Origin of the sequence: Exiguobacterium sp. s26 (genome assembly GCF_018618235.1) — a bacterium.
GTDB classification, from domain to species: domain Bacteria; phylum Bacillota; class Bacilli; order Exiguobacteriales; family Exiguobacteriaceae; genus Exiguobacterium; species Exiguobacterium chiriqhucha.
In genome coordinates, this window is sequence record NZ_JACSLS010000010.1 from 13,022 (window position 1) to 38,947 (window position 25,926).

At 47.4% G+C, this 25,926-nt stretch carries 31 protein-coding genes and 1 pseudogene; 21 read left to right on the forward strand and 11 right to left on the reverse strand.

Annotated features, from left to right (window positions below; all coding sequences use genetic code 11):
- Positions 1-11: 11 nt before the first annotated feature.
- The 5 genes from KNP82_RS12880 (at position 12) to KNP82_RS12900 (ending at position 7,304) form a co-directional block, all read left to right on the forward strand.
- Positions 12-710: a CBS domain-containing protein gene (locus KNP82_RS12880; RefSeq protein ID WP_214828243.1), complete on the forward strand. Its 699-nt coding sequence runs from the start codon at positions 12-14 to the stop codon at positions 708-710.
- Between the two features lie 18 nt (positions 711-728).
- Complete coding sequence (locus KNP82_RS12885; RefSeq protein WP_214828244.1) at positions 729-1,934, forward strand: hypothetical protein; 1,206 nt, start codon at positions 729-731, stop codon at positions 1,932-1,934.
- Between the two features lie 171 nt (positions 1,935-2,105).
- Positions 2,106-4,136 (forward strand): ATP-binding domain-containing protein, encoded by a 2,031-nt coding sequence (locus KNP82_RS12890; RefSeq protein WP_214828246.1) that lies wholly within the window; start codon positions 2,106-2,108, stop codon positions 4,134-4,136.
- Between the two features lie 12 nt (positions 4,137-4,148).
- Positions 4,149-5,048, forward strand: a complete 900-nt coding sequence (locus tag KNP82_RS12895) for a DUF5655 domain-containing protein (protein ID WP_214764705.1) — start codon at positions 4,149-4,151, stop codon at positions 5,046-5,048.
- 147 nt (positions 5,049-5,195) lie between these two features.
- Positions 5,196-7,304: a Piwi domain-containing protein gene (locus KNP82_RS12900; RefSeq protein ID WP_214828248.1), complete on the forward strand. Its 2,109-nt coding sequence runs from the start codon at positions 5,196-5,198 to the stop codon at positions 7,302-7,304.
- A 27-nt stretch (positions 7,305-7,331) separates the two neighbouring features.
- On the opposite strand, the gene KNP82_RS12905 is transcribed toward KNP82_RS12900, so the two are convergent.
- The 5 genes from KNP82_RS12905 to KNP82_RS15695 form a co-directional block, all read right to left on the reverse strand.
- Positions 7,332-8,267, reverse strand: coding sequence for an IS30 family transposase (locus KNP82_RS12905; RefSeq protein WP_214828250.1), 936 nt, complete (start codon positions 8,265-8,267; stop codon positions 7,332-7,334).
- Positions 8,268-8,520: 253 nt separating this feature from the next.
- Positions 8,521-10,416 carry a sensor domain-containing diguanylate cyclase gene (locus tag KNP82_RS12910; RefSeq protein WP_214828253.1) on the reverse strand — a complete coding sequence of 632 codons (1,896 nt, stop codon included), beginning with the start codon at positions 10,414-10,416 and terminating at the stop codon, positions 8,521-8,523.
- 352 nt (positions 10,417-10,768) lie between these two features.
- A complete protein-coding gene (locus KNP82_RS12915) occupies positions 10,769-11,476 on the reverse strand; it encodes an ABC transporter permease (protein WP_029596189.1) in 708 nt (235 codons plus the stop codon).
- Entirely contained in the window at positions 11,473-12,321 is an 849-nt protein-coding gene (locus tag KNP82_RS12920) for an ABC transporter ATP-binding protein (protein ID WP_029596188.1), read from the reverse strand. Before KNP82_RS12920 ends, KNP82_RS12915 begins: the two co-directional genes overlap by 4 nt.
- Positions 12,322-12,452: 131 nt before the next feature.
- Positions 12,453-13,439, reverse strand: coding sequence for a LytTR family transcriptional regulator DNA-binding domain-containing protein (locus KNP82_RS15695; RefSeq protein WP_029596187.1), 987 nt, complete (start codon positions 13,437-13,439; stop codon positions 12,453-12,455).
- A gap of 133 nt (positions 13,440-13,572) precedes the next feature.
- Here KNP82_RS15695 and KNP82_RS12930 point away from each other — a divergent pair.
- The 3 genes and pseudogenes from KNP82_RS12930 (at position 13,573) to KNP82_RS12940 (ending at position 15,131) form a co-directional block, all read left to right on the forward strand.
- Positions 13,573-13,881, forward strand: a pseudogene (locus KNP82_RS12930) (nucleotide pyrophosphohydrolase).
- 100 nt (positions 13,882-13,981) lie between these two features.
- Positions 13,982-14,641 (forward strand): DUF3841 domain-containing protein, encoded by a 660-nt coding sequence (locus tag KNP82_RS12935; protein ID WP_214828255.1) that lies wholly within the window; start codon positions 13,982-13,984, stop codon positions 14,639-14,641.
- 19 nt (positions 14,642-14,660) lie between these two features.
- Positions 14,661-15,131, forward strand: coding sequence for a hypothetical protein (locus KNP82_RS12940; protein WP_214828257.1), 471 nt, complete (start codon positions 14,661-14,663; stop codon positions 15,129-15,131).
- A 26-nt stretch (positions 15,132-15,157) separates the two neighbouring features.
- Here KNP82_RS12940 and KNP82_RS12945 read toward each other — a convergent pair whose 3' ends face one another.
- From KNP82_RS12945 to KNP82_RS12955, 3 genes are read right to left on the reverse strand one after another with little or no spacing between them, the layout of a single operon-like run.
- Positions 15,158-15,430 carry a hypothetical protein gene (locus KNP82_RS12945; RefSeq protein ID WP_214828259.1) on the reverse strand — a complete coding sequence of 91 codons (273 nt, stop codon included), beginning with the start codon at positions 15,428-15,430 and terminating at the stop codon, positions 15,158-15,160.
- Positions 15,431-15,448: 18 nt separating this feature from the next.
- A complete protein-coding gene (locus KNP82_RS12950) occupies positions 15,449-15,664 on the reverse strand; it encodes a hypothetical protein (protein WP_214828261.1) in 216 nt (71 codons plus the stop codon).
- On the reverse strand, positions 15,664-15,891 hold the full coding sequence (locus KNP82_RS12955; protein ID WP_214828263.1) for a hypothetical protein: 228 nt from the start codon (positions 15,889-15,891) through the stop codon (positions 15,664-15,666). Before KNP82_RS12955 ends, KNP82_RS12950 begins: the two co-directional genes overlap by 1 nt.
- A gap of 135 nt (positions 15,892-16,026) precedes the next feature.
- On the opposite strand from KNP82_RS12955, the gene KNP82_RS12960 reads away from it, so the two are divergent.
- Both KNP82_RS12960 and KNP82_RS12965 read left to right on the forward strand, forming a co-directional pair.
- Positions 16,027-16,566 carry a DUF3841 domain-containing protein gene (locus KNP82_RS12960; RefSeq protein ID WP_214828265.1) on the forward strand — a complete coding sequence of 180 codons (540 nt, stop codon included), beginning with the start codon at positions 16,027-16,029 and terminating at the stop codon, positions 16,564-16,566.
- Positions 16,563-17,597: a flavin monoamine oxidase family protein gene (locus tag KNP82_RS12965; RefSeq protein ID WP_214828268.1), complete on the forward strand. Its 1,035-nt coding sequence runs from the start codon at positions 16,563-16,565 to the stop codon at positions 17,595-17,597. The genes KNP82_RS12960 and KNP82_RS12965 overlap by 4 nt, the downstream gene beginning before the upstream one ends.
- Before the next feature lie 42 nt (positions 17,598-17,639).
- On the opposite strand, the gene KNP82_RS12970 is transcribed toward KNP82_RS12965, so the two are convergent.
- Both KNP82_RS12970 and KNP82_RS12975 read right to left on the reverse strand, forming a co-directional pair.
- Positions 17,640-18,071 carry a MarR family winged helix-turn-helix transcriptional regulator gene (locus KNP82_RS12970; protein WP_021065346.1) on the reverse strand — a complete coding sequence of 144 codons (432 nt, stop codon included), beginning with the start codon at positions 18,069-18,071 and terminating at the stop codon, positions 17,640-17,642.
- 14 nt (positions 18,072-18,085) lie between these two features.
- Positions 18,086-19,291, reverse strand: a complete 1,206-nt coding sequence (locus tag KNP82_RS12975; protein ID WP_214828270.1) for an MFS transporter — start codon at positions 19,289-19,291, stop codon at positions 18,086-18,088.
- A gap of 160 nt (positions 19,292-19,451) precedes the next feature.
- Here KNP82_RS12975 and KNP82_RS12980 point away from each other — a divergent pair, with 160 nt between their 5' ends.
- From KNP82_RS12980 to KNP82_RS13020, 9 genes are all read left to right on the forward strand, one after another.
- Complete coding sequence (locus KNP82_RS12980) at positions 19,452-19,916, forward strand: hypothetical protein (protein WP_214828273.1); 465 nt, start codon at positions 19,452-19,454, stop codon at positions 19,914-19,916.
- A gap of 10 nt (positions 19,917-19,926) precedes the next feature.
- Positions 19,927-20,388 carry a hypothetical protein gene (locus tag KNP82_RS12985; protein ID WP_214828275.1) on the forward strand — a complete coding sequence of 154 codons (462 nt, stop codon included), beginning with the start codon at positions 19,927-19,929 and terminating at the stop codon, positions 20,386-20,388.
- Positions 20,389-20,399: 11 nt separating this feature from the next.
- A complete protein-coding gene (locus KNP82_RS12990) occupies positions 20,400-20,882 on the forward strand; it encodes a hypothetical protein (RefSeq protein ID WP_214828278.1) in 483 nt (160 codons plus the stop codon).
- A gap of 17 nt (positions 20,883-20,899) precedes the next feature.
- On the forward strand, positions 20,900-21,355 hold the full coding sequence (locus KNP82_RS12995) for a hypothetical protein (RefSeq protein ID WP_214828281.1): 456 nt from the start codon (positions 20,900-20,902) through the stop codon (positions 21,353-21,355).
- Positions 21,355-21,840: a hypothetical protein gene (locus KNP82_RS13000; protein WP_029596172.1), complete on the forward strand. Its 486-nt coding sequence runs from the start codon at positions 21,355-21,357 to the stop codon at positions 21,838-21,840. The genes KNP82_RS12995 and KNP82_RS13000 overlap by 1 nt, the downstream gene beginning before the upstream one ends.
- Before the next feature lie 112 nt (positions 21,841-21,952).
- A complete protein-coding gene (locus tag KNP82_RS13005; RefSeq protein ID WP_029596171.1) occupies positions 21,953-22,891 on the forward strand; it encodes a DMT family transporter in 939 nt (312 codons plus the stop codon).
- 15 nt (positions 22,892-22,906) lie between these two features.
- Positions 22,907-23,332: a DMT family transporter gene (locus tag KNP82_RS13010; RefSeq protein ID WP_029596170.1), complete on the forward strand. Its 426-nt coding sequence runs from the start codon at positions 22,907-22,909 to the stop codon at positions 23,330-23,332.
- A 6-nt stretch (positions 23,333-23,338) separates the two neighbouring features.
- Entirely contained in the window at positions 23,339-24,007 is a 669-nt protein-coding gene (locus KNP82_RS13015) for a Crp/Fnr family transcriptional regulator (protein ID WP_029596169.1), read from the forward strand.
- A gap of 12 nt (positions 24,008-24,019) precedes the next feature.
- The gene (locus tag KNP82_RS13020; RefSeq protein ID WP_029596168.1) at positions 24,020-24,493 is read left to right on the forward strand and encodes a DMT family transporter; all 474 of its coding nucleotides are present in this window, start codon (positions 24,020-24,022) and stop codon (positions 24,491-24,493) included.
- Here KNP82_RS13020 and KNP82_RS13025 read toward each other — a convergent pair.
- A complete protein-coding gene (locus tag KNP82_RS13025) occupies positions 24,490-24,693 on the reverse strand; it encodes a hypothetical protein (RefSeq protein ID WP_214756823.1) in 204 nt (67 codons plus the stop codon). The genes KNP82_RS13020 and KNP82_RS13025 overlap by 4 nt on opposite strands.
- Before the next feature lie 141 nt (positions 24,694-24,834).
- On the opposite strand from KNP82_RS13025, the gene KNP82_RS13030 reads away from it, so the two are divergent.
- Together KNP82_RS13030 and KNP82_RS13035 are read left to right on the forward strand one after the other, a co-directional pair.
- The gene (locus tag KNP82_RS13030) at positions 24,835-25,320 is read left to right on the forward strand and encodes a hypothetical protein (protein WP_029596166.1); all 486 of its coding nucleotides are present in this window, start codon (positions 24,835-24,837) and stop codon (positions 25,318-25,320) included.
- Positions 25,321-25,341: 21 nt separating this feature from the next.
- A complete protein-coding gene (locus tag KNP82_RS13035) occupies positions 25,342-25,734 on the forward strand; it encodes a hypothetical protein (RefSeq protein WP_035385694.1) in 393 nt (130 codons plus the stop codon).
- Positions 25,735-25,926 lie beyond the last annotated feature (192 nt).

Sequence of the window (25,926 nt, forward strand, 5' to 3'; positions counted from 1 at the left end):
GGAGGTATCTCATGAAAAACTCTATTACTTTTTTAGATCGGTTTCATCGCATTGAGACAATGTTACGTCAGCAGCTAAAACAGGAAGAGCACATCTCCTTCTCCTATCTCGTGGATCAGGCGGCTAAACAAAATCCCTTAATTCGACAAAAAACGGAGCGGCTCAAAAGTTTTGGGCGCTTGCGCAACGCCATTCAACATGGGAGCGGATTGAACGGTGAGCCGATTGCGGAACCACACGAGAAAATTGTGAGTGAGATTATTGAAATTGAAGAGAAGTTACGTTCTCCAAAGCGAATGAATAACTTCTTCTGTGACGTCTATTCATTGAATGAAACGGATTCGATGAGTAAAATGCTCCAGTTTGTTCATCAATTCCAATACTCCCAATTTCCTGTTTTTAATTCAGACGGAGAATTTATTTCGCTTGTGACTGAAAGCGGTATCACGAATTGGTTGGCGTCAAAAGTGAAGGATGATCTCATTTCATTCGAAGAGACTAGGGTGAGCGATCTTATTTCCGTCGATGAACTTGCTGAGAAGTATCGCTTCGTTTCGAGAAGAAATACTATCTATGAAGCAAAAGATTACTTTTTGCAGGCCGCAAATCAAGGCAAAAAGTTAGAAGCATTATTGATTACGGAATCAGGGAAGTCGAATCAAGCGTTATTGGGGATTGTGACACAGTGGGATTTAGCTAAATTTGATTAAATGAAAGGGGGCGAACTTTTGGCTAAATACAAAAAGTCTATTATTCGAAAAATTCCTATTCATTATGTAGAAGATCAACTAGCAGTAAATATTGGAATTGGAACGGTTAGCATCTGTTTTACAAATATGACTGAAAGTAGAGTTATTAACAATCAGTTATTCCATATAGCGACTCTTGATAAAGTGACATTGCATCGTTCGAATATGTTTCAAATATTAATTTCCCATGAGGAACGATTCATTGAGATGGAAGTACGTTTCAATCCAGACGAACTGAAGAAAAAGATGAGGTTTGGCATTTCCGAATCGAAGCATGAAACGCCATATAAAATTCACTTTCGGAATAAAGAACACAAAGAGGAATTAGTCCCTCAGGTGCTAAAACGTGATACGAATGTAACATCTATTGACGCCCAAATAGAAAATCTTATCCAAACCTTCGCAGATACCGGACGCTTTACTCTCATTGAGAGGGAGTTGGACGACTTATTAGGTAAACGGAAATCATTAAATAAACAGAAGGGAAGACTGAATCACTTTTTAAAACTATTACAAGTCATCCATTACTCGGGTGATACATCCTTTAACACATGGGTGATCAAAAACTTTAATGTGATACGGAATTTACCAGATTCGCATAAAGAGATTCATCCAATTGTCTATTTTAGAATCATCCGTTTTTACTTTTCATGTTTTTCAAAACAACAGTATAAAAGAAAATTCAATCAAAGTAGTCGAATTGCTGCCGAACAAGATGCCATTAGTTTTTACGGACGAATGCTCGGATTAAAATTGCCGTATCGGGCTGTTACTCCATATGGGATGCTCTTAAAAGACTGGGACCGAGAAGAGTTTAACGGTCGTATGCTAGACAAAATGTTGAGTTATTTGCAATTAACGAATCGAGAAACAGTGGTCATTGAAAATATGATTCAAAATACCTTCTATAAAAAAGTCCCACTTCAACTAAATGAAAAAAGTGAATTAGCTGCTTATGGATATATTAAGGTCACATCCATTTCCATGAAAAAGCGTAGAGAAATTTTAGTCAGAAAATGTATTCCTGAATTAGGTCTTCAAAGAACTGTCGATTTATTATTTGGCATTTCAAATTTACATAAACATCAAAAAAATGCTCATCTTGTTTACACGAGTGACTTGCAATATTTACAGCGAAATTTTAAAGACCAGAATATTAAATGGCCTCATATAGTAATCACATAACGAAGAAGAAAGATAGAGTAGTAAACGAGGGGGTTAATGCGAGTGACAGTTGTTATAGAGCAAGAACAAAAACGGTTGAATGATTTTTGCTCAGTCATTGAATCTCACTTAACGGGAAAAACTACAAGAGAAAAACCAGGTCTTGAGTCAAGCGACTATGAAATGATAGACATGCGGGGGCATTCACGTCAATCAGAAAGTGCACAGGAACGACAACGGTACAAAGACGCGCTGAAAGAGTTGTATTCATTCACATTCGTCATTGAGGACGAAGGCGAAGAAGAGATTTATCCGGTCGGGAAGTTCGGAGTGGCGCACCCTCGTTCACCTGAGATTCCGCTCGTTCTAGACTGGCGGAGTGAGGTGGCGATGCGTGCGTCCATGTTTAATGGAGAGACGATTGAGACGCCTGGTGGTGATATCGTTGGAATGACACAGCTCGAGCTTGATCGAAGACAACGACGTGTCATTCAGGCAAATCATCGTCGTGCTCCAAAACGGCAATCGAGCTCATTGACGAAACGGTTTACCGAACAAATTAAGTCGACATTCAAAAAGCCGTCGACGTTTCCTGACGTCCCACAAGATAGTTTTATGGAGCAAGAACTGACGAAGAAACAAAAAGATCGCTCCATCGACGGATTCATCGCAACGCGGCAAGCTGAACAGAACCACATCATCCAGGCACCCGTGAATACATATATGATCGTCCAAGGGGCGGCCGGGACCGGAAAATCGTTGACGGCGCTGCACCGTATGTCTTATTTACAGTATCAAGACGAACGTCGGAAAATGCTTTATTTGGCTCCGAATGAGGCGACGATTCATCAACTGTTGAAGGACGCGGAGCATTTACAAATTCAATCGGTGTCGACAATGGCGTTTGATGAGTGGTTAAAGACAGGGTCGTCTAAAGACTTCTCCGCGAGTGTCGTTCAAGAACTCCTTCCGTTATATCAAGGGCACGATCTATTCGAATGGGCGGATGCGGCAATTGAGGAGTGGTATGACGACGTTGCTGTGTTGCTTCGACGATATGAGCCGATTAAAGCGCTAGAGGATTTACATGAGCGGGCGTTAGCCATTTGGTTTGGACAAGAACGTCCAGGTCCCGCACAAACAGAACGCATTTTACAGATGATGCGCAGTGAGTCGGAACGTTTATCCATCTTGAATAAAGAGCAATATCAAAAAGACTTAATTGAGGGCTTAAAACGTTGGGCATCAGAATTGAATGCCGTGAAGGCACGAGACTTAGAGAAGTTGATGCATGAAAGTATGGAGAAGCGTCTTACACGTGAAAAACGAGAGCACCTTCAGTTAATCGATTTTTGGAAGAAAACGACCAAACTTGAGGCCGCGACGATTTGGTCAATCATGAAGCAACCAGGCCGTCTGGTTTACCTTAAGAAGTCACAACCAGAAGAACTGTTAGAGATGTGGCACAAGTTGAAACGTCCGACTGAGCTCGACCGCTTCTTCTGGATGTATCTTCATTACGAGACAACTGGATATCCCGACAAATGGAGTCATCTTTTTGTCGATGAAGGACAGACGCTTCGACCACTAGACATTTTTGTGCTCGAGAAATTGTGTCACGGGATGACGGTATTTGGTGACACGCTCCAAAGCTATCGTTTGCTCGAAATGACGTCCTGGGAACCGGTTAAAACGCATGGACAATCGAATTGGACGATTGAGTATTTAACGAAAACGTTCCGTACGGCGAAGCCGATTGTTGATTTAGCTAAAGCTTTATTAGCTGATGCGGGTCATGAGACGAGTTGGATTGATCCATTTGAAAGGAACGGGAAGCCGGTTGAACTGCTAAAATCGAAAAAGAGTCGTGAATTAAAAGAGTTACTATCACGATGGAGAAAAGAAGAATATTCGATTTGTATCATCACACCAACGATGGAGCGCGCGTCTTTCTTACATTCAAAATTACAGTTGCCGACGCAACTCATTCAATCGGAAACTACAAAAGTGAGTGACGACATTATCATCTCGACAATCGATTACTTGCGTGGAATGGAATTTGATGCAGTATTGATGATGGACGTGGATGACATGAACTATTTTGATACGCCTCAGGAAGTCCGACGGTTATATGTCTCTTTAACGAGGGCGTTGCATGAAGTTGTTCTTCATACTACAAATGAATACTCACTTTTATTAGCTGACCAGCTGTTGGAAGTGTAAAGGGAGAGTACAATGGGAGATCTTAAACTATTTCAAATAAGCGAACAGGGTACGGAAGAATTATACGGTCAATCAATGTCGATTGAAAAATCGCTACAACAATTGTTCGAGAAAAATTTAGAGCAGCTGCTCGGTATTCGTTTTGTTGCTTCGGAGTACAGCACGGGTCGTACACACGGTGGTCGGATTGACACGCTTGGGTTAGATGAAAATAACTCGCCTGTCATTATTGAATATAAGCGGTCGACAAACGAAAATGTGATTAACCAAGGATTGTTCTATTTGGACTGGCTACTCGACCACCAAGCAGAGTTCGAACTATCAATTTTGAAGCAGTATGGAAAAGAAGTGTCCGATACGATTGATTGGAGTAATCCGCGTCTCGTCTGTATCGCTGGTGGCTTCACGAAATATGATGAGCACGCTGTTAAACAAATCAATCGCAATATTGAATTGTACCAATACAAATATTACGAGAATGATCTGTTGCTACTGGACCTCGTCAATGCAACGACTGCGAAACCTATCACGATTTCATCGGATTTATCCGTGACAAGTAAGACAGTCAGTGACTACTTGAAACAAGCGACGGTAGAATCAAAGGACTTATTTGATGGTCTCGTGTCGTATCTTATGGCACTTGGTGATGATGTACAGGAAAATGTGACGAAGCACTATATTGCATATAAGCGTATTAAAAACTTCGCTTGTGTAGAATTTCATCCGAGCACGCAAAAGATTTTGATGTATGTGAAAGTAAACCCGGATACCGTAACGCTCGAACCTGGATTTACGCGAGATATGCGAGGAATCGGACACTACGGAACCGGAGATTTAGAAATTGTCTTATATTCTAAGGCGGACTTTGAAAAAGCGAAGCCTTACATCGAGAAAAGCTATGAAGCGAATTGATTATGTGGACTCCATCATTGTGATGGAGTTTTTTGTCTCAGAAGTAAACTTCTCATTTGAACCCTATCCGTTATTTTATCTACCTAATATTAGGAAATCCGTTATAGTGAATGCAATGATTTAATAATGGGGAAGGATGAGGAAAAGATGAACCAGTATTACTTAACAGAATGGCGAGCGTTAACAAAAGCAACGGACGTGACACTCCATCTCTATACCGTACCACTCCAAGATCCATCGTCACGACATACGCAAGGGGGGAAGCTGATTTTTCAATTAAATAAATTGAACAGCTTTCAACCGATTGTGTTCTTTGATCAGTACATTGCTTCGTTTGAGGAAATCAAACAGTGGGGAAACGAGGCGTTTCTACAATACGAAGCACGTCAGATTAATCTTTCACGTAACGTCGAGCGAACGCTACTTGAACGACTGTTGAAAAAGCAGTTGGAGCGATTGGGACATCCACAGTACATGATGAACCGGGGGAAGTTCCGCTCGAAACAGGCGCATCCGCAGTCGACGAGCGGGCTACTCGTTTATCCGGCACTGGACCTCAATGTGAACGTGTCTGAGACGGATGAAATTGTCTTCGGATTCGATTTGACCCATCAATTTGAATACCGCGAAAACCTACTGCAGCAGTTCAAGCGTGAGCCGAAATCCGTGGCTACGGGAATGCGTGTCATCGATTCGACTCATCCGAAGTCGTATGAGTACGAATTTGTAGAAGTTGCGCCATATCGAGCGAGTGAAGTGAGTCCGATTCTAAAGTGTTCGATCATTGATTATTTCGCAAAGAAAGATCCAAAACGAGTCATCGCACCAGACGCACTCGTCGTACACGTCAAAGATCGAAACAATCAAATTCTTCCATACTTACCCGAGCAACTGAAACAGAGTTGTTCATTTGAGACGATTCCAGCTAAACAGCTCGGCGCAGTCAATCGAATCATCAAATTGTCGCCTGACGCGCGAATGTCGAAACTGATGCCGGAAGCACTCGATTTGATCGGTCGACTGCCGATGCTTCAGTTTGAGCGGAAAGATGTGCGGGCCGCTCGTCTCGGCTATACCATCAAAACGTTACAATCTCCGCGCCTTCGCTTCGGTAAAGGGAGGACGGCAAGCTACGCCAAAGGTGGTTTGAATCAAGGCGGCGTGTTTGAAACAGGGGAGGCGACCGTCAGTTTCTTTGTCGACCCGAAATTACGTGATCGCCAAAAATTGCAACAAGTCCTCGATTTTATCAAGAAACTGCAGAATACGTCTGAACGCTTTGGCGTGACACTCAACGTCTCGACTAAACCAAAAGGACTGAGCCAAACGCTCTCTACCGATTTGTTGCAGGCAGAAGACGTCATGTTCCAACTGAAGAATGTCCCGAAACACTTTGAAGGTGTCGTCGTCATCATCGCCGAGGAAGCATCGCTCAGTCATTCGTATCAAGCCATTAAGCGGGAATTTGGTGGGAAACATGATGTCGTGACTCAATGTGTGGAGCTGCATGATCGCGTGTTGAACTCTGAAGATACACTGTACAACATCCTACTCGGTGTGTACGTGAAGGCAGGCCTACAACCTTGGATTCTCGGTGAACCGCTCCACTCGGATTGTTTTGTCGGGTTAGACGTAAGCCATGAGAATGGAAAACATGCGTCGGGCGTCATTCAAATCATTGGGAAAGACGGGGCGATGATTAAGCAGAAAGCACTCTCGACAAGTGAAGCGGGGGAGAAAATCAGTTCTGAGACGATGCGGGAAATTGTCTATGATACACTTCATGCGTTCGAAGAACAGTACGGACATGTCCCGAAGCATCTCACGTTCCATCGAGATGGATTTGGGCGTGAAGATTTGACTCTTATTGATTCAATTCTATCTCCGCGTGAAATTCAATTCGACTACGTGGAAATTTTGAAAAACGTGAATCGACGGATGGCGATTCATGAAAAAGGGTGGAAAACTTCGCAGGGACTCAGTTATACAAAAGAGCGCATGGGTTATCTTCTCTCGACGAATCCTCATGCGCGTGTCGGGATGGCAAAACCGCTTAAAGTCGTACAACAAACAACGACCTTGCCGTTTGAAGCCATTTTGACGGATGTCTATCGCTTATCGTTCATGCACGTCCACTCGCTATTGAAAACAAGACTGCCGATCACAACGCATTATGCAGATTTAAGTTCGACGTTCCATAATCGTGGCTTACTCAATGCAAATACAGAACATGAAGAGGCATTGCCGTTTGTATAATTCATATCCTTTATTTTTGACGGTTTGTCAAATTAAGCGCAACACTTCCTCGGTGAAGGCCTCGTGTGCGGTTTTCCAGTTCAGGCATTTTCTCGGCCGCCCGTTGATCTTGGCCAGCGCGTCCGCGAGTTCGTCATGCGCCACCTGCGCGAAGTCCGTTCCTTTCGGGAAGAACTCGCGGAGGAGCCCGTTGGCGTTCTCGTTGCTCCCCCGTTGCCACGATGAGTACGGGTCGGCGAAATACATCGGCACGCCGAGCGACGCCTGGATGCGTTCGTGACCGCTGAACTCTTTGCCCCGGTCCGTCGTCGCCGTCCTGAACGTCCCCTCCGGGAAGGCGGCGTGGACCGTGTGGATCGCCCCCTCCATCGAGGCCGCGCTACGGTCCGCGATCGGCAGGGCGAGGTAGAACCGGCTCTTGCGCTCGACGAACGTCGCGACGCAGGCCTTCGACTTCCCTCGTCCGGAGACGACGGTGTCGAGCTCCCAGTGCCCGAACGTTTGGCGCCCCCTGACCTCCGAAGGCCGTTTCGAGATGGACAGCCCGACGTTGAACCTCCCGCGTGTCTCCACCGGTTTCCGGCGCTTGCCTTTCTGGCGGAGCGCGGTCGTCGGCACGTCGATCAGCCCCGAGTAGATCCAGCGATAGATGGTCGAGAAGGCGATCCTTCCGTCGAAGAGCCGCCCCACGATCTCTTCCGGGGACCAGGTCGCCCGCAGCTTCCTGATGATCGTCCGGCGCATCGTTTCGTCGAGCTTCGTCTTGGCGCCGCAGTTCGCTTTCGCCCTCACGTAGCGTTCCTGTGCACGTTCCGACTTGTACCCGGGGTTCCTCCTGATCTCCCGCGAGACGGTCGAGGGCTGTCGCCCGAGCCGTCTCGCGATGGACCGGATGGACATCCCGAGCTCCAGATAGGTCTCTATTTTCACGCGTTCGGCTGTGGTAAGATGGGTGTAGCTCATAGCGATTCCTCCGTCTGAATGTTTGTGTGGTAACTTCATTCTACACGAGGCCGTCGCTATGGGCTTTTTTGCGTTCACGTTCAGGTGTTGCACTTAATTTTATAATTCATCATATAAAGATTAGGATAGAGATTTGGAAAAGCTCAGATCCATAAACTCTATGCTTTTTCAAGCGAGATATTATGGGATATATTTGTGAATTCCAATATAATTTAGTCTGTTATGTTAGATTTTCTCCACAATATCGAGATACTTACGGATGTTTAATTTCATTCTGATAAAACAATGATATGGAATCTCTGCCAATTTGTTTTGAACGATAAAGAGCTTCGTCAGCCTTACTGATTAGTTGCTCTTTTTCTACTAGATTTGCAGAAGTAGAATGGGCAATTCCGATACTAATTGTTATTGTATCTGCAACCGTTGAAGTTTTATGTTGGATTTTTAATTTATGAATGACATCATTCATATCTTTAGCTATATCAACGGCTTCTTCAACGGATTTCCCATCTAATAAAGCAAAGAATTCTTCTCCGCCATACCTTGCAAAGAATCCTCCAACCATATCCAATCTATTTTTCAATGATTGAGCGACTAATTTTAGTACCTCATCACCTTTTTGATGACCATATGTATCATTAAAAAGCTTAAAACAATCTATATCGATCATAAATACCGTAATTGGTTTCAATAAATCCTTGTTCATCTCCCAAACCTCTTCATAATTTTGGTTGAGTGACCGTCTATTCGGAACATTTGTTAGAGTATCAATGTTTGAAAGAATTTCGAGCTTCTGATTCAGTTGTTTTAGTTCATTTTGTGATCGCTCCAGTTGAGAAGTTCTTATTTGCACTTTTTCCTCAAGGGTGTTATTTAGTTCTCCTAAACGAATAGACAAGGTTTCAACTTTTTGAAAGGTAGATGCATATTTAATAGCAAGAACGATAGACTGAGCAAAGACAAAGATATATAATCCAACACTTGTAAAATCACCTGTATGAATCCATTCATTGTAATAAAGGATATCATTTAAGGCTGTACCAGTAAAAATGACGGTTGAGATCAATAAAACCTTTACACCTGGAACATTTCGCTTCCACGCTTTGGTCAATTCAAAAAGTACATACAACATCATCGCTGTCATGATCAGTTGATAAAAGTTAATCGTATACGAAAAAACTTTAGCAGGTGTAAATAAGACAAATAAAGAATAAAGTAAACTTATAAAAAAGGACATTTGTAAAATGGATTTTTTTATATAGTTAAGAAACATTGCATTAAGAAACAATAAAAATACTGGAAACGCGATTGAAATCGTCCAATATTCGATTTTTCTGTGCCATTCCCAAGAGAAATTAGGGAGTAGATCGGTTAAAACTACCTCGCCGACTATCAGCGAGCGAAGAGCAATTAGTAAACAAAGAATCCCAAAATAGAGAGCAGCTCGATCTGTTCTACGTAGAATATAAATAACAAAATGGTAAAATCCGAAAATAGTTAAACCACCAATAATAAACATTTCTTTAAGCATTCGTTTCTCAGCCATACTTATTAATTCTTCTGCATTTCCGAATAAAAACTCTCCCCAAATTCCACCGTTTCGTGCAGAGTAATTGGAAACCTGTAAAACTAGATCAAATTCTGGCTTATCTAAATCAAGAGTGATGACTTGTGGATTATAGGTTGGACGTTCATCTTTTGAGCTCATACCAATTTCACCAATTTGACTCACTAATTTCCCATTGATCCATAGTTTCGATGCATTCGAAATAAGCGGTACATAAAGGCCCTTATGAGTTGATAAGCTCTCTTCATTTACTTTTATTTTAAGTGTATATGTGGCATGTCCCTCACCTGGTAATGTCTCATTGTTCATTTCAGAACCCATCCACATATGAGGAAATGAAACAAAAGTTGAGGGATTATCCGGTACTTTTTCTGGTTTGAGGAATTTGTTCCAATATAAACCCCACTCCCCACTCATCTCTATATAATTGTGCTCTTCAAAATTTATATCACGTAAATCAAGTACCCCATTTTTTGCTGTTATCTCATTACCATGAACTGCAAAATTAACAGTTGGAGCAACTGTCAAACAAGTAAACACCATCAGAAACAATAATAAAAGGAATTTTTTAATTCTTTCCATACTTATCTCTCCACTCGTCTTTTGGTGCGATCATTCTTTAGATGTCAAAAACAAAGTATAAATATACAGTAAGTACATATATTTTAAACAAAACAAACGAAATGGATTTCATATAACAAAGTAATAAAGAAAACATGGCAAAAACAGATAGTTTTCAATTGATGAATAAATTGAAGTGTTAAGAATTCTTTTTTGAACAACCTCTTTAATTATACTTATTCTACAACTATATTGAAACCTAAGTGTTTATTAATTCAAATCGGCTCATCACCATAAGGTGTGGTTGACGCATAAAATCCATCAGATTTTGAATTGAACATAGAAAAAAAGCGACGAGTAATATCGTCGCTTTTTAGTCTGTCTGTTTCCGGTTATACATCACAATACTTCCAACGAACACGACAAGTGCCCAAGCCGACAGAACCGCAAGCTCCACCCATGTAGAGCCAAGTCCTGCTCCCGCCTCGATTTGATGCGCGAGGTCGATCAAGACGATGTTCGGCAAGTACTCGAGGAGACCGATGATGGAGAAGCGGTCCTCGTATACCAACAGCATCGGTGAGAACGAGAAGAAGAAAAACGCCGGCATGACGATGAGTGAGGCTTCCATGACCGTCTTCGTCATCAATCCGAGAATCGTTCCAATCCCGATATAAAAGAACGTCGAGACGATGAGTGCGAGTGAGATGACGAGAAGGTTCGCCGGGCTGTATCCCATGATAAAGGCACACGCCGCGATGAGGATGAGCGTCGTCACGAACGTGAGCGCGCTCTTTCCGAGTAAGATGTCGAGCGTGCTTGCAGGCGATAACATCAGCCCACGGAGCGTGTTCTTCTCCTTCTCTTCAGCGATCAAGGCACACTGGACGAACGTTGCGACGAGGCTGAACGTGATATTGATGACGAAGTATGTCACGTCGATACCTTCTCCACCGAGCTGAGAATAGAAGACGGCGAAGAACAGCGGCATAATCAACGTCGACGAGACGAATAAGTTCCGTGACAAGTCTTTATAGTCTTTCTGGAAAATGGCGAGTGCCCGTTTCATTGAAAATGTCATGATAATTTCCTCCCCGTCACTTCGATAAAGATATCCCCGAGCGTCGGCTCGTTTGAATGAATGGCCGCGATATTTTGGTCGCGCATTTGTGCATGGAGCCAGTCGGCCCCGTCTTTTCCTTGTTTCAAGTCCACCGTTTCCCCGTCATGCAGTTCGACGCGCATCGAGCCGTTCGCATATTTCCGGCGCAATTGTTTCGGGGCGTCGAGCAATTGAATCTCCCCTTGATGTAAGAAGGCGACGCGGTCGCACAGTTCCTCGGCCTCGTTCATGTCGTGCGTCGTCAAGAAGATCGTCGTCCCTTTTGCCTTCAACCGTTCGATGCCTTTATAGATGTGGCGCGAGTTGACCGGGTCGAGCGCCGACGTCGGCTCATCTAAAAACAACAGTTCCGGTTCATGTAACAACGCCCGGGCCAGTGTCACCCGTTGCAGCATCCCGCGTGATAAGGCAGAGATGCGTTTTTTACGTTCCCCGGTCAAGTTCACCGTTTGGAGCACATCATCGATGCGTGTGCGTGGTTCGTCGTATAGGTCGCAATAGAGTTGCAAGTTCTCTTCGATGGAGAGGCGCGTGTATAGGCCGCTGTTGTCGGTCAACACGCCGATCCGCTTCCGGTACTGTTCTTGTTTCAACTCCGAGACCGGGACGCCGAACACGGTGGCGTCACCTGATGTCTGGGCGAGTTGCGACGTCAAAATTTTAATGGTCGTCGTCTTCCCGGATCCACTCGGTCCGAGGAACCCGAACACCTCTCCTTTTTTTACAGAAAAGGTCACGTCTCGTAACGCTTCTTCGTTCCCGAACAACTTTTTCAATTGATTCACGGTGATAATATCCTGCATCGCTCGTTCCTCCTTGTTGATGTCGTATTTCCTGATTACATCATATCGAGAGGAAGAGGCGGGCGCATTAGAATGGCCATAAATGGCGCTTCTTGAGGACTGAGTGGAGCGAATCGGACTGTGAATGGAGCCTATTTCAGCCCAATCATCGTCTTCAATTCGGCCATTTTCGTCTTCGAGAGGGGAATCGTTGTCTTCGCCGAATCATCGAGCACGAGGCTAAAACTGTTCTTCGTGTACGTGATCACTTCCCGCACCCGTTGAAGATTGACGATGTACGACCGGTGACAACGGAAGAAGCCGTACGGAGTCAAACGCGTCTCGAGCTCGTTCATCGTGAAGACGCTCGGGAATTGCTCCGATTGACTGTGTAATACGGATTGTCCATCCTGGCTCTCGATGTAGTCGATTTCTGGTGGATCGAGCAAGACGATTTTCTCGTTCACTTTTGTTGGAATCTTCTCGAAGCGGACGTGCATGGCGTCAGGGGTGACGTCTTCGTTCGCATCCGGTTCATCCGGTTCCACATCGAGCAGGCGCAAGTGGCGGTGGTCGATGCGATAGACTGTCGACGTGACAAAGAGAGCGCTCTCCATGTTGCTCGTCAGAAGCAGGATGGCTTTTTGTTGCTGCTTCAGTTGCATCAAGACGGTCGCGAACAAGTGCCGTGTCTCTTGGTCGACGTTTTGATCCGGTTCTTCGAGAACGTAAATGTCTCGATTATGTAGAAGCAGCGCCGCGTATTGGACGCGCCGGACGAGCGACAGACTGAGCCGATTTAATCGTTTGTTCCGATATGAGGTGAGTTGAACGGTTTGCAAGATGGCATCCAGCGATTCCGTCGATTCGTAGAGCGTGTGCGTGAAACGCAAATATTCCTCGACCGTCAACCGATCATATAAGCCATCACGGATGGAGAAGACCGAGAGCGTACGATTCGCTGTATCGATGGTCCCCGAGTAGTTCGCGTGCGAGTCCGTCAATAATGCGAACAATATTTCCCGGGAAGTGACGCCGCAGTGGATGGCTGCGATTTCACCCGGATTGATGGTGAACGAGATATTTTCAAGGATGAGCGTGTCCTGTTGGCGAACAGAGACGTTGTCGAACGTAAGCACCGAATCCCTCCCTTTTTAGTTGGAGTATACCATTGATTCAGGAAAGACTTGAGTAATGAATTGGAATAAGGCTATGCTAAACTGGAGATAATTTGAAATTGAGAAAAACGTATTCAAGGGAGCGAACGTGGAGATGAACGAAGTACAACGATTGATGGACAAAGTGATTGAATTCCGTGACGAGCGTGATTAGGCGTTCCACCATAACCCGAAAGACTTGGCATTATCGCTATCGCTCGAGGCGAGCGAACTGTTGGAGTTGTTCCAATGGGTGTCGAGCGAAGAAGCGATCGAGACGAAACGCGTCGAGATGAAAGAAGAACTCGCGGATGTCCTCATCTACGCGCTGACGTTCGCTCATGCGGCGGGGATCAATGTGTCGCAGGCGATTGAAGAGAAGCTCGAGAAAAATGCGGTGAAGTACCCAAGTCCGAACGCCTAAGTTGTAATCGACCGATTAACCCTGACCATTATTTTCACTACGTTTTGATGTGAAATCGGATAAAGTGGTAAAAGAACAAATGTGGAAAGGGTTAATGAATATGGGCATCTATTATACGTGTCAGCATGGAGACGCTTGGAAAGTAGCATTAGAGCGAGGGTATCTACAAGGTGATCCTCACTACGCCATGTTCAATGACGAAGGATTCGAATTTTTCAAACCGGCCTATGACTGGATGGTCGAACAATATGAGCAACGAATTGGAATTTCGCTAAACGGAAACTATCCGGTTTGGTGTCGGGACGAGTTTCCTGACCTAGGCACCGGCAAAGGGATTGGATCGGGGAATAAAGGTGTGGTATTGACGGTTGAATTACCGGATGATCAAGTGTTGGCTTCGGAAATTTCATTTTGGGATTTTGTTCTACACAACTCTGCTTTATTTGATACAGCCGAAGCATTCGACACTGAGGAAGAACCCACTCCAGCGTATACGCGAAAGTCTTGGGAGAGACTCTTTGACCAGAAGTGGTGGGAAAAGATGGCGGTCAATCGGTCGATAGCGGCACCTAGCTATCAATACGTGATTCATCGTATCGAGCTCCATCACGTCCGGGCCGTCATGCCGTTTCAAGACTTGAGTGACAGTTGGGTGGACCGGATTCGAGGATTGGGATGGCGTCTCGGCTATCGACTTGGTTTGAAAAAGTCGATTCCATTTCAGTGGCGAGACCAAACTGGGTTGAAAGAAATTAGTTGAACAAAAGGAGTCTGGTTTCATGACGCAGCGCGAACGGTTCAATCATTTGTATGAAAGCGGCAAGCGCTCGACCCGTCAGGCAATCATTCTGTTTGCACTGATTACAGGAATCAGTGTGACCTTGATGATGATTGGCGAACGTCGTCTCGCTGAATTCATCTGGTTCCTTCTAGTGTTTCCATCTGTCGGTTTCGTGAAAATAGGGGCTCGGACGAACACATTGCTGCGTTTCAACCAGTCCGCCGAGTATAAGCGGCTTGTGCGTCTCGAATGGTGGACAGCATTTGGACTGATTGGAGCATATGTTGTATTGATCTTGACGCTACTGCTCAATCCGGAACTAATCAGTGTGATGGTTGTCGCAACCGGTATTTATGGAATCGGAATCATTGCGTCGTTTCGGCTCGATCAAAGACTTGGAAAAGTTGACCCGGAGCACGTGACGCACAAGGTGTATGCCCGAGGGAAAGTCGGTTACTTCAACTCATAAAAGCCGGAAAAAGGGAGTAGCGCGCGCTACTCCTTTTCGTTTACCCGATCGACCAATTGTTTCGCTTCAAGCAACGACAGGTCATATGTCTCACGCAAGAATTTAACGGTCGGAATCATGCCAATCGTATCGATTTTTTCTTTAATCGACGCATGAAACTCAGCATCTTGAACGATTGGTTCGGTATGGAGTTGTTTTCGTTTCAATGCACTCATATCCTTTGCTTGTCGCATAATAATATTGAGCAAGAAGGCGTTCAAGATCAATGAGGCAGTCAACATGATAGTGGTCCAATCCATTCAAACACTCCTTTCGATTTAATCCTCGATGATATCGAAACTGTAAGCATTGGTGAGCGGGTTATGGATGATCAACTCATAGCTGAGCTGTTGTTCATCCGCTTTGTCGACCAACAGATTGATTTCCGACATATTGAATACGCGTTGGCAGGCAACAGTCGTAACGAGTAACAGACCAGCGATGATGGCCGTGAAGACGAGACGTCTCGTCCACATCGTGAATGATGTCGACATTAAGAGCGCACCTCTATTTTTTCTTCGATTCGCTCGAGGTGTTCCACTAAGACGTCGAACTTTTGTTGCTGATGAGCCGCGGCTTGACGCTCTAAATCGAGTCGCGCGTCAGCTCGTTTCTCATAGCGATCGATAAATCGAACAATCATCACGATGACCGCGATGAGTAACGCGAGTGGGACAATGATTGCCAATAAACTAAATAGTAAGGTGATTAAAGCATTCATCCTGTTTCCTCCTTTATGTGATCCATACGGCTAGTATACTTCCAAATTCAGACAAACCCAAACGATTTCCACGATGGATAAGGAGACAGGAGGTCAGTTATGCTAGAGGTATCTACTAAAAAAAGGGGCATACCTATGGCAATTTACTATACATATCAACATGCGGGCGCTTGGGAAGCGGCGAACGAGCGCGGTTATTTGTTTGGTGATCCGGCTTACGGCATTTTTCAAGACGAGGACTACGCGTACCATCGGCCCGCCTACGACTGGCTCGCGGGACAATATGAACAGCGAACGGAGATCTCGCTTCATGGAAACTATCCGGTTTGGTTGAGCAAAACACGGCCAGACGTCGCGCGGGGCGGTTATTTGGAGCCCGGGGAACCGGGCGTCGTCTTGACGGTCGAGTTACCGGACGCGCATGTGCTCGAAGTCGAGGCCGGTTACTGGACGTTCGCATTGAATCGGTATTTCCTCTCGTTTGAAGACCGGGAAGCTAAAGACGAGGAAGAGTTAAAAAAATCGTGGGAGAAGATGTTCGACCGCGACTGGTGCGAAGCGATTGTCGAGGAGTATCCGGAGACGAACACGAAGTATCACTATCTCGTCGACCGGATTGATGTCGGGCAAGTGCTCGATGTGACGACGTTTGTCGAGGAAGGGGCAGCACTATGAACATCGCCATCATCGGAGCGGGCGTGAGTGGGCTGTATGCCGCGTCGCTCCTCATCGAGAAAGGCTATGACGTCACCGTGTTCGAGGCGCGCGATCGCATTGGGGGACGGGTGTTAAGCCATGACGGGTTCGACCTCGGCCCGACCTGGTATTGGCCAGAGACGGAGACGACAATCACGCAACTGATCGAGCGGCTCAATCTCCCGACGTTTTCTCAACACACGACGGGTGACTTGATGCTCGAGCGTCAGTTCGGTGTCATCGAACGGCATACACTCCCGCCAGGTCACGCCGTCCCATCGATGCGACTCGTCGGTGGCATGGCCAGCTTGACGACGGCACTCGCTGCGACGTTGCCTGCCGGGACGATTCACCTCGAGTCGACCGTCACCTCGATTCGACAGGTAGAAGAAGAGATAGTGGTCGAGATCGAATCTGGAGAGTCAAAACTGTTCAATCAAGTCATCCTAGCCATTCCGCCGCGACTCGTCTCACGCATCTCGTTTCAACCGGAACTGTCTGAAACGACGAAGGCGAAGCTGGCAAACACGCCGACCTGGATGGCCGGGCAGGCGAAAGTACTTGCCGTCTACGACCGTCCGTTTTGGCGAGACAATGGTCTATCTGGTCAAGGTATGAGCTGGGCCGGTGTATTGCAGGAGATCCATGATGCCTCGCAACCGGATGGACTTGCCGCGTTATTCGGCTTCTTCCGATTATCAGCTGCCGAACGCTCAGTGCTCGACCGGGACGAGCTGAATCGTCGCGTCATCGATCGACTCGTGCGACTGTTCGGGGAAGAGGCGCGGCAGCCGCGTGACGTGATATACGTCGATTGGTCGAGTGATCGGCACACGGCCACGGTCCAAGACGGGGAACCGTTGACCGATTTCCCTGTTTATCAGCCGATTGCGCTCGAACCAGCTTGGGAAGGACGGCTCTCACTCGCCGGGACAGAGACAGACTCCTTGTTCGGCGGTCATATTGAAGGCGCGCTCCGGGCAGCGGAACGTGTCGTCGAGCAACTCTAACCAAAAATGCGTATCCTCCCGAGTCGGGACGATACGCATTTTTCATTTGAACTTCTTGATCATCAGCGCGAGTGAGCGATTGATCATCGTCATCTCATCATCTTCGAGCACGGAGAACATCTCTTCGGCGAGCCGTTCTTCAATCGCATCGATTTGTTTCGAATATGCCATACCGATTGGGCCGAGACGGATGAAACTCTCACGTAAGTTGTCCGGGTTCTTCTCTTTTTGGACGAACTCACGTTGTTCGAGCACTTTGAGCACTTGGCTGACCGCACTTTTCGAGATATTCATCTTCGTCGCAATCTCGGTCGTCGTCCATGTGTCTTGTCGTTTGAACAGAAGTAACATCTGTTCTTGCTGGTAACTGAGTTCGAATTCGTTCAACTCGGTAAAGTATTTGGTGAACAACAAGTCGAGCTCGTCGATTTGACGATACATCTCGATGACTTGTTGTTTGCGTGTGTCGTTCAATCGTCGTTCTCCTTTCATCGCGTGTCACGGAACGTCTGGCTCCGAACGTATAACACGATACTGCATACTAATCCGATTATACCAAACGAGATGAGGAGCGTTTGAATCGGTACGGCCAGGGCGACCAGAATCGACAGGACAGCGAACGCGATCGGTTCTAGTCCGGATGCGGCGAGCGCCATGATGCTCATGACCCGTCCGATCTTATCGTGGTCGCTATGTTCTTGCATGAGTGTGACCGTCGGCAAATAGACGAGCATCAACATAAACCCGCTCGCGGCCGCAGCCAAGGCGAGAAGCGTGATGGACTGCGCCTGCGTATAGAGGAAGAAGGCCCCAATCGTCAAAAACAGGACGCGGAAGACGAAGCGTCCACGATGGACCGAGCGGAACAACAGGACGAGAAAACTCGCCACGAACGTCCCGACGGCAAGCCCACCTTCAATCAGACTCAAGTCAAACGCATTCCCGCCCCCTTCACCGACGAGAATCGGGATGCTCATGATGAGTGGTCCCATGACGAACAAGTTGACGATAGCAATCGATAACGTCCCGCTCCGCAAAATCGGCGTGCTCGAGACGTAACGGATGCCCTCTTTCAAATCGACGATGACATGACTGAGCGACATGGCACGGGCGAGGGGGATGGAGTCACGAATCAAGCGCGGCATAATCAAGATAGCGGCGATGAAAATCAAGACGGCTGCTGTCCCGAAACTGAGCCCGAAGCCGCCCCATGTGAGTAACGCTCCGGCGAGGAAGGGGCCGAATACGAACATGAGCTCGAGCGTCCCTTGGAAGAGCGAGTTGGCGCGTTGCAGCTCTTCTTGTTTGACGAGCGACGGGATCAAGGAAGACAACGCCGGATAGGACATGCCGTCGAGCAGTCCGAACACGATGGAAATCATAATTAAGGCGAACACCGAATACGCGTCCGCAAGATGGAGCGCCACGACCGCGACCATGAGAAGACCTTGCCCGAGGTTCGTCAAAAACAAGAGCTGACTCTTTTGGAATCGGTCGGCGAACACACCACCGAATATCATCATCACGACACGCGGCAACGAGACGGCGGTCATGATAATCCCGAGGAGAGCCGGTTGCTTCAGCACATCGATCGTGAGCCACGATACGCTCAAGAAGAAAATCGAGAAGCCGAGCGTGAGCGTCATGCCGGATAACCACGTGAATACGAAGCGTGGATTTTGTAGCAAATTCATAAAGAAAACCTCAGTCTTTCTGTCTTTTAATATAGTTAAGTTAACTAAACTATAAGGCGTAGTGACTTTCCCGTCAAGCGAGTAGGCAGTTACAAAACAATTGTAAAAAAACGGAACTTTTTTCCCTAAGAGTCGTATAGTTAGCTAAGAGGTGAACGATATGAACAAACAAGAACGACTACATAGCGTGAAACAAATGAATATACGGTGGATGTTGTTACGTCTCGCCTTCGCCCTTCCGACCGGGTTCCTCGTTTATTACTTCTTACAGTCGCAAGGGCATCCGATGATTATGGCAGCTTTCCTTCTATCATTGACCAGTGCGGCAAGTATTTTGTTTATGAGGGAAGCAGACTTCGTCAAAGCATTAACGGCGCATAATCAAGCGAGGAAGATGATTGGCATCCAATATCAACTCGACTACTTGTTCGTCATCATGATGGCCGTGATTTTTCCGCTGATGATGCGACTGAATATCCTGACAAGTCTAATCCCTTTTATTCTATTTATCAGTGGCGGCATCCTAATATTGTTTACACAACATAAGCTCGATCAACAGTTGAGCTGGATGGATTCAGAACAACCGACTCGTCGCGAGATTCAACGCACGAGATTCATGTGGTGAGGTGGCCGATATGAACAAACAAGAACGTATCAATCTGATTTATAAAACCAATATAAAGACGGCTGTTCTTCAAAGTCTGCTCACGTTTCCGCTGGTATTTTGTCTCGTCGGATTGATTCAATCGGATTCATGGAACGGTTGGTACGTGGCCGGCATACTCGCCTGTCTCTTGCTGCTGGGAGGAATCTTCTTCAAGGCGAACCGACTCGAGACCGAGTTGACCGAGCAAGAGGAAGCCAAAACGATGATCGTCTGTCGGAACAGATTCGTCTTTGCGCTGTTCGTCCTGTTCCTTTTGTCGTTTGCCCTGACGCTTAAGCTCGGGTGGACATACGCGTGGATATTAGGTGTAGCGGTCGGTGTCATCTATGTCGGGTATCGTTTGATCCGAAAGCAAGACGAGCGGTTGATGAACATCGATCCGGAGCATCCAATGCTTCGTGAGATACGGCTCGACAACGTCAGAAACTGAGGAGGGATGAGATGGATCGAGAAGCCCGGACTGAGGCATTGTTACAAATCTACACGACGTATCGTCGTTTCATGATTGGAAGCAGTGTCGTCATCTTTGTGAGCGCGCTTTATTTCATGATGCACACGACGTATTCTGGCATGATTGCGGTGGCCAGTCTTGTGCCGACACTGTTTTTCGAATGGAAACAGACCGTCCTGTATCTTCGGTTCAATGACGACTGGACATATCGGCGTCTCGTGAAAGGACAATTCTTTATCTTGGTAGCTACCTTCCTCACGTTGTTCAGTCTCATCACCCTGTTTTTGACGGGGCAGATTCATCCGGACGTGTTGATGTGGGCGATGGTCATCGGGGCACCACCTTCTGTCTTGTTACCGCTGTGGATTGATCGAAAACTGCTCAAACTCGACCCGGAACACGTCACATCGAACATGCTGGCTAAAGCCAATCGCGAGAAGTTAAAACGTCGTCTTGACGGAATCAATGATTAGAAAAGGAATGGAATCGTATGACGAAACAACAACGGATTGACGAAATGAACCGATACCGTGAGCAAAAAAAGCGGCGGCGAGACCTGCTGTTCGCTCCTGTCCCTGGACTATTATTTGTCACGTTGCTCGCCGATCAACTGTGGTGGGTATGGGCAGGTTTGATGAGTATATTCGCAATCGGTTCGATTGTATATGTAATACAAGAGGGCAAGGCGCTCGCCAATCTGTCTGCGGAACCGAAAGCACAAGTCGCGACGAGAAACGTCTACTGGGTGTTAAGCGGATGGTACGTCATTATCGTCGGTAGCGTGGCAAGTTATAAATTGGAGGCTCCATGGTGGACGTGGATTCTCACCATTGGGATTGCCGTCACGTTGCCGCCTTTGTATAAACGCTTCAACGAAGCTGTCCAAAGCGCAGATACAGCCCAACCGGTCCGATCTGAATTGATGACGACGCGGGGGTTGATGTGATGATCTTGACGAAACAAGAACGAATCGAGCGATTACTTGCGCATGACGATGCGACGTGGCACTGGCGCTACTGGGGTCTCTTTTTCAACCTCATCGCCGTCGCGTTCATCTCGTATCAGACATCGATTTACTTACCGCTCATCCTCTTTGCCGTGTACTTACCACAACTGTGTGTCACGTGGTGCAAGACGAAAGTATTGCTGACATTTAATCCGGATCCTCGCTATCGACGTTGGATTTACAGTGATTTCATCGTCGAATGGTTCATCTTTTTGCTGTTCATCTGTCTGCTCGCTGCCTATCACACGGGCCTTCTCACGATTTGGCCACTCATGGTCATGTTGGTGACTGGGACGATTGGCGGGTTACTGTTTTCATACATGGTCAACCGAATCGTTCTGACATTTGATCAACATCACGTCACGAATCGGATGTTCGACGAAGCGAAAACTGAGCGCCGTGCACACGAAAAGACGAGTTCCTGATCATCGGAACTCGTCTTTTTTCACATTTCAGGACATCGGTCCTTTATGCTAAAGTGTGTGAGGGGTAAGCTTAACACGTACACAGTATATAGAGAGAATCGAGGAAGAGACTATGTTAGCCATTGTAATTGGACTCGTCATCGGGATTTTGTTGCCGATGCAGACGAGCGTGAACTCACGTCTGCGCACCATCGTCGGGTCACCGTTCGTCGCGTCGTTCCTGTCGTTCGCAATCGGGACGACGTTTTTAACACTTACGTTACTGCTCACCGGGCAGTCGTTCGGGATTGAATCATCCATTTTCCAAGGAGAACCGCTTTGGATGTGGTCGGGCGGCTTGTTGGGGGTCATCTTTTTAACAGGGAACATCCTCTTGTTCCCGAGACTCGGCAGCGTCCAGACCGTCATCATGCCAATCTTCGGACAGATTTTGATGGGACTGTTGATTGACCACTTCGGTTGGTTCAACTCGGCCGTCAACGTCCTCACGCCGTGGCGTGTATTCGGGGCCTTGCTCGTGTTGCTCGGCGTCGTCGGGACGGTCGCGCTCACGGACTGGATTAACCGTCGCCGCGGCAAACTCGTCGCCCCATCGCAGACGGGAACCGGCAATTTGAACGTCTGGCGCCTCGTCGGAATCGGGACCGGGATGATGAGTGCGACGCAGACGGCCATCAACGGTTATTTGGGGACGGTGCTCGAATCGGCTTTGAAAGGGGCGCTCGTCTCGTTCGTCGTCGGGACGGTGACGTTACTGCTCATCTTGCTCGTCTTGCGGCCGAACGTCGAAAGGGGGGGGCTACGGGGGCAGCCGTGGTGGATTTGGCTCGGCGGCATCATCGGGGCACTGTTCATCGGCGGGAACGTCTTAATCGTGCCGATGGTCGGGACCGGCATCGCCGTCGTCATCGTCATTGTCGGCTTGCTGTGCGGAAGCCTGCTCATCGACCGTTTCGGTTGGTTCGGGGCCGCCAAGAACCCGGTCACCGGGATTCAACTCGTCAGTTTACTCGTCATGGTCATCGGAATCATGCTGATTCGTTTATCATAAGGAAGGAGAGACATCATGCGCGGAGTACTGTTCGCCATCAGTGGCGGCTTCTTTTTAACGCTACAGAGCGTCGCCAACGCTCGCATCAGTTCGAGTATCGGGACGTGGCAGGCAGCGACGTTGACGCAACTGACGGGTTTTCTCGTCGCGCTCATGATTATGCTCCTCGTTCGCGACCGGACGTACATTCACATGCGCCGCGTCGAGCCGCTTTATTTGTCAGGGGGAGCGTTCGCCGCGTTCATCTTGTTCAGCAATATGACAGCCGTGCATGAGCTCGGCGTCACCCTCACCATCTCGTTGTTCTTGATTGCCCAGCTTGCCCTGGCGCTCGTCATCGACTGGCGCGGCTGGTTCGGGATGTTGCGCCGTGACTTGAACCGGACGCAACTGCTCGGGGTCGTCATGATGATTGTCGGGATTCTCGTATTGAAAGGATGACGTGCGATGGAACAGATTGACCGTTACATGAAGCGATATGGGCTGGATGAGGTACTCCCATCAGCTGTACGTCCTCAACTTAAGCTCGTCCGTTATGCGACGGGAGAGGCGATTTGCACCCAAGGCGCTAAGGCCGAGCAACTCCACTTTCTCGTCAGTGGAAAGATTCGGGTGGCCCACACGTCAGCGGCCGGGAAGCGGCTCGTCTTGTCGTTCAAATATCCGCTCGATTTGATTGGCGACATCGAGTACGTCCGACGTACACCGTTCTTGAACACGGTCGAGGCGGTCACGCCGGTCGAGATGATCGTCGTCCGCTTCGACGACCTCGCGCGTCATGCTAAGGATGATGTGAAATGGCTCCACTATTTGCTGGCAGGGATTACGAAAAAGTTCGAGATGAAGTCGCAGTCGATGAGTTTCAACTTGTTCTATCCGGTCGATGTGCGGCTCGCGAGCTATCTGTTGTCGATGACACCGGAAGAGACGACGCTCGGATCGACCGTCGATGAGTTGACCGATATCGCCGATTTGATCGGGACGAGCTATCGCCACGTCAACCGGACACTCAAGCGGTTCGTGGAAAAAGGATTGATTGAACGGGATCGTCGGTCGATTGCAATCATGGATCGCGCCGGATTGCTTGCTGTTGCCGGAGAGAGTATTTATGAATGAGGAGGACATATCATGGCACTTGGAATGATGCTCGCGGTCATGGGCGGCATGTTCGTCTGTGTGCAGAACACGTTCAACGCCAAAGTGAAAGAACGGGTCGGGGCGTGGGCGACGACGACGCTCGTGCTCGCCCTCGGCTTCTTGGCATCACTAATCGTCGGATTGATCAGTGAAGGATTTGGTCTGTTCGTCGTCACCGGGATGGAGACGTGGTATTGGTTTAGCGGCATCATTGGGGTCGGCGTCGTCATGAGCGTGACGCAAGGTGTCCAACAGCTCGGACCGAGCCATGCCATCTCAATCGTCATGGTGTCGCAAATCCTATTCGCGCTCTTATGGGACACACTCGGCTGGTTCGGGCTTGAGGCCATCCCGTTCACATGGAAGACAGCGCTTGGCATCGTGCTAATCGTTGGTGGGGTTCTGTTGTTCCAGTTGAGTGGAAATAAAGAGACAGCCCATCAAAAAGCAAAGCAGATTAGTTAAAAGGATTTTCGACAAGTTGAACAAGTTTGCCCGTGTTCCTGCCGTTTGACGACGGTTTGGCAATGCGGGCATTTGGTCGTGAGCGAGGCGCGTGGTTGAACGGGGGAGCGGTCGCCGAACGTTGACGGGTAAATGGTATAAGAGCGGGTCACGATGAAGCCGACGATGCCGAGCAGGGCGACTAAAATGAGAATATCCATCGAAATACCTCCTAATTATTGGTATGCTACTTCTATGTACGGGAACTCGATACGATTGGTTTCACTGTGCAAGTACGTGATGAAACCTTTTCCCCGTCCTTTCGTAAAAGAAGGAAATGAGATTTATCTAGGAGGCTACACATGATTCAAAAGAATGAGCGACTGAAACAAATGGTCGAGAACGAGCGGAAAGTGAACCGGACAGCACTTCTGCTCACATTCGCGATTTTAGGAATCGCTTTTTACTTCATTTTCACGCAAGAAATCACCCTCATGACGTTCGCCATCATCATCATGGCGACCCAATTGCCGAGCCTCTATCGGGCATGGCACCGGATGAAGTTGCTGCTCACGTTCAATGACGAGGCACGCTATCAAAAGTTCGTGCGACTCGAGTTCGGCATCGTCCTCGCGAACATTATCCTGCTTGGTATCTTCATCGCTATCGCCTGGGCGATTGAAGGGTCACTCGTCATCTTCGCGATCATGCTGCTCGCTTTGTTCATCCCGTTCATCTTCTTGTCGGTATGGGTGAACCGAAAAATCGAGTTGATTGATTCGGAACACGTGACGAACCATGAACTGCGGACAGCGCATCGTGATGCGTCTAAAAATCAGTTTAAGTAAACCAAAGGGACGTGCAGATGGATGAGACGAAGACTAGTCTTCTATCTAATTGTGGGATTACTATTTTTGAACGCATGTAATGAGAATGGTCGTGAACTCGTCGTCGGAACTTATACAGATGAAAGCACCATCGTCTATTCTGGCGATACGCTCACGGACGAAGCGGAAATTGGACGGTTTCTTGAGTTAATTGAGACAACTCCTCTGTCCAAGGCGGAGGTCGAGGGTATTCCCGACTACGTCATTACAGTGAACAATCCATCTGAGTTCACGATGGAGGCGACGGTGAACGTCTGGGTTTTAGAAGATGACAAGATGCTCTTCACTCGTGGGATGGAAGGGACCGATGTATTTGAAGTCGACTCGATGTACATTGAAGATGTGAACGAAATCTTGAGTCTAAATAACTTTTGAATGGAGTGAGTAGATTAAAATGGATATGCGAGTATTAGACATGCTCTTTTCGCTTGGTACCTATGCTGTCGTGTTAGGCGGAATCATTTTCGTGCTAAAGCTGATGATTGGAACAGCAACAAGCAGAACTGAATAGAACCAAAAAGCCATAAAATTCGAGAGCCTCGACTTTTATGGCTTTTTAAATTGATT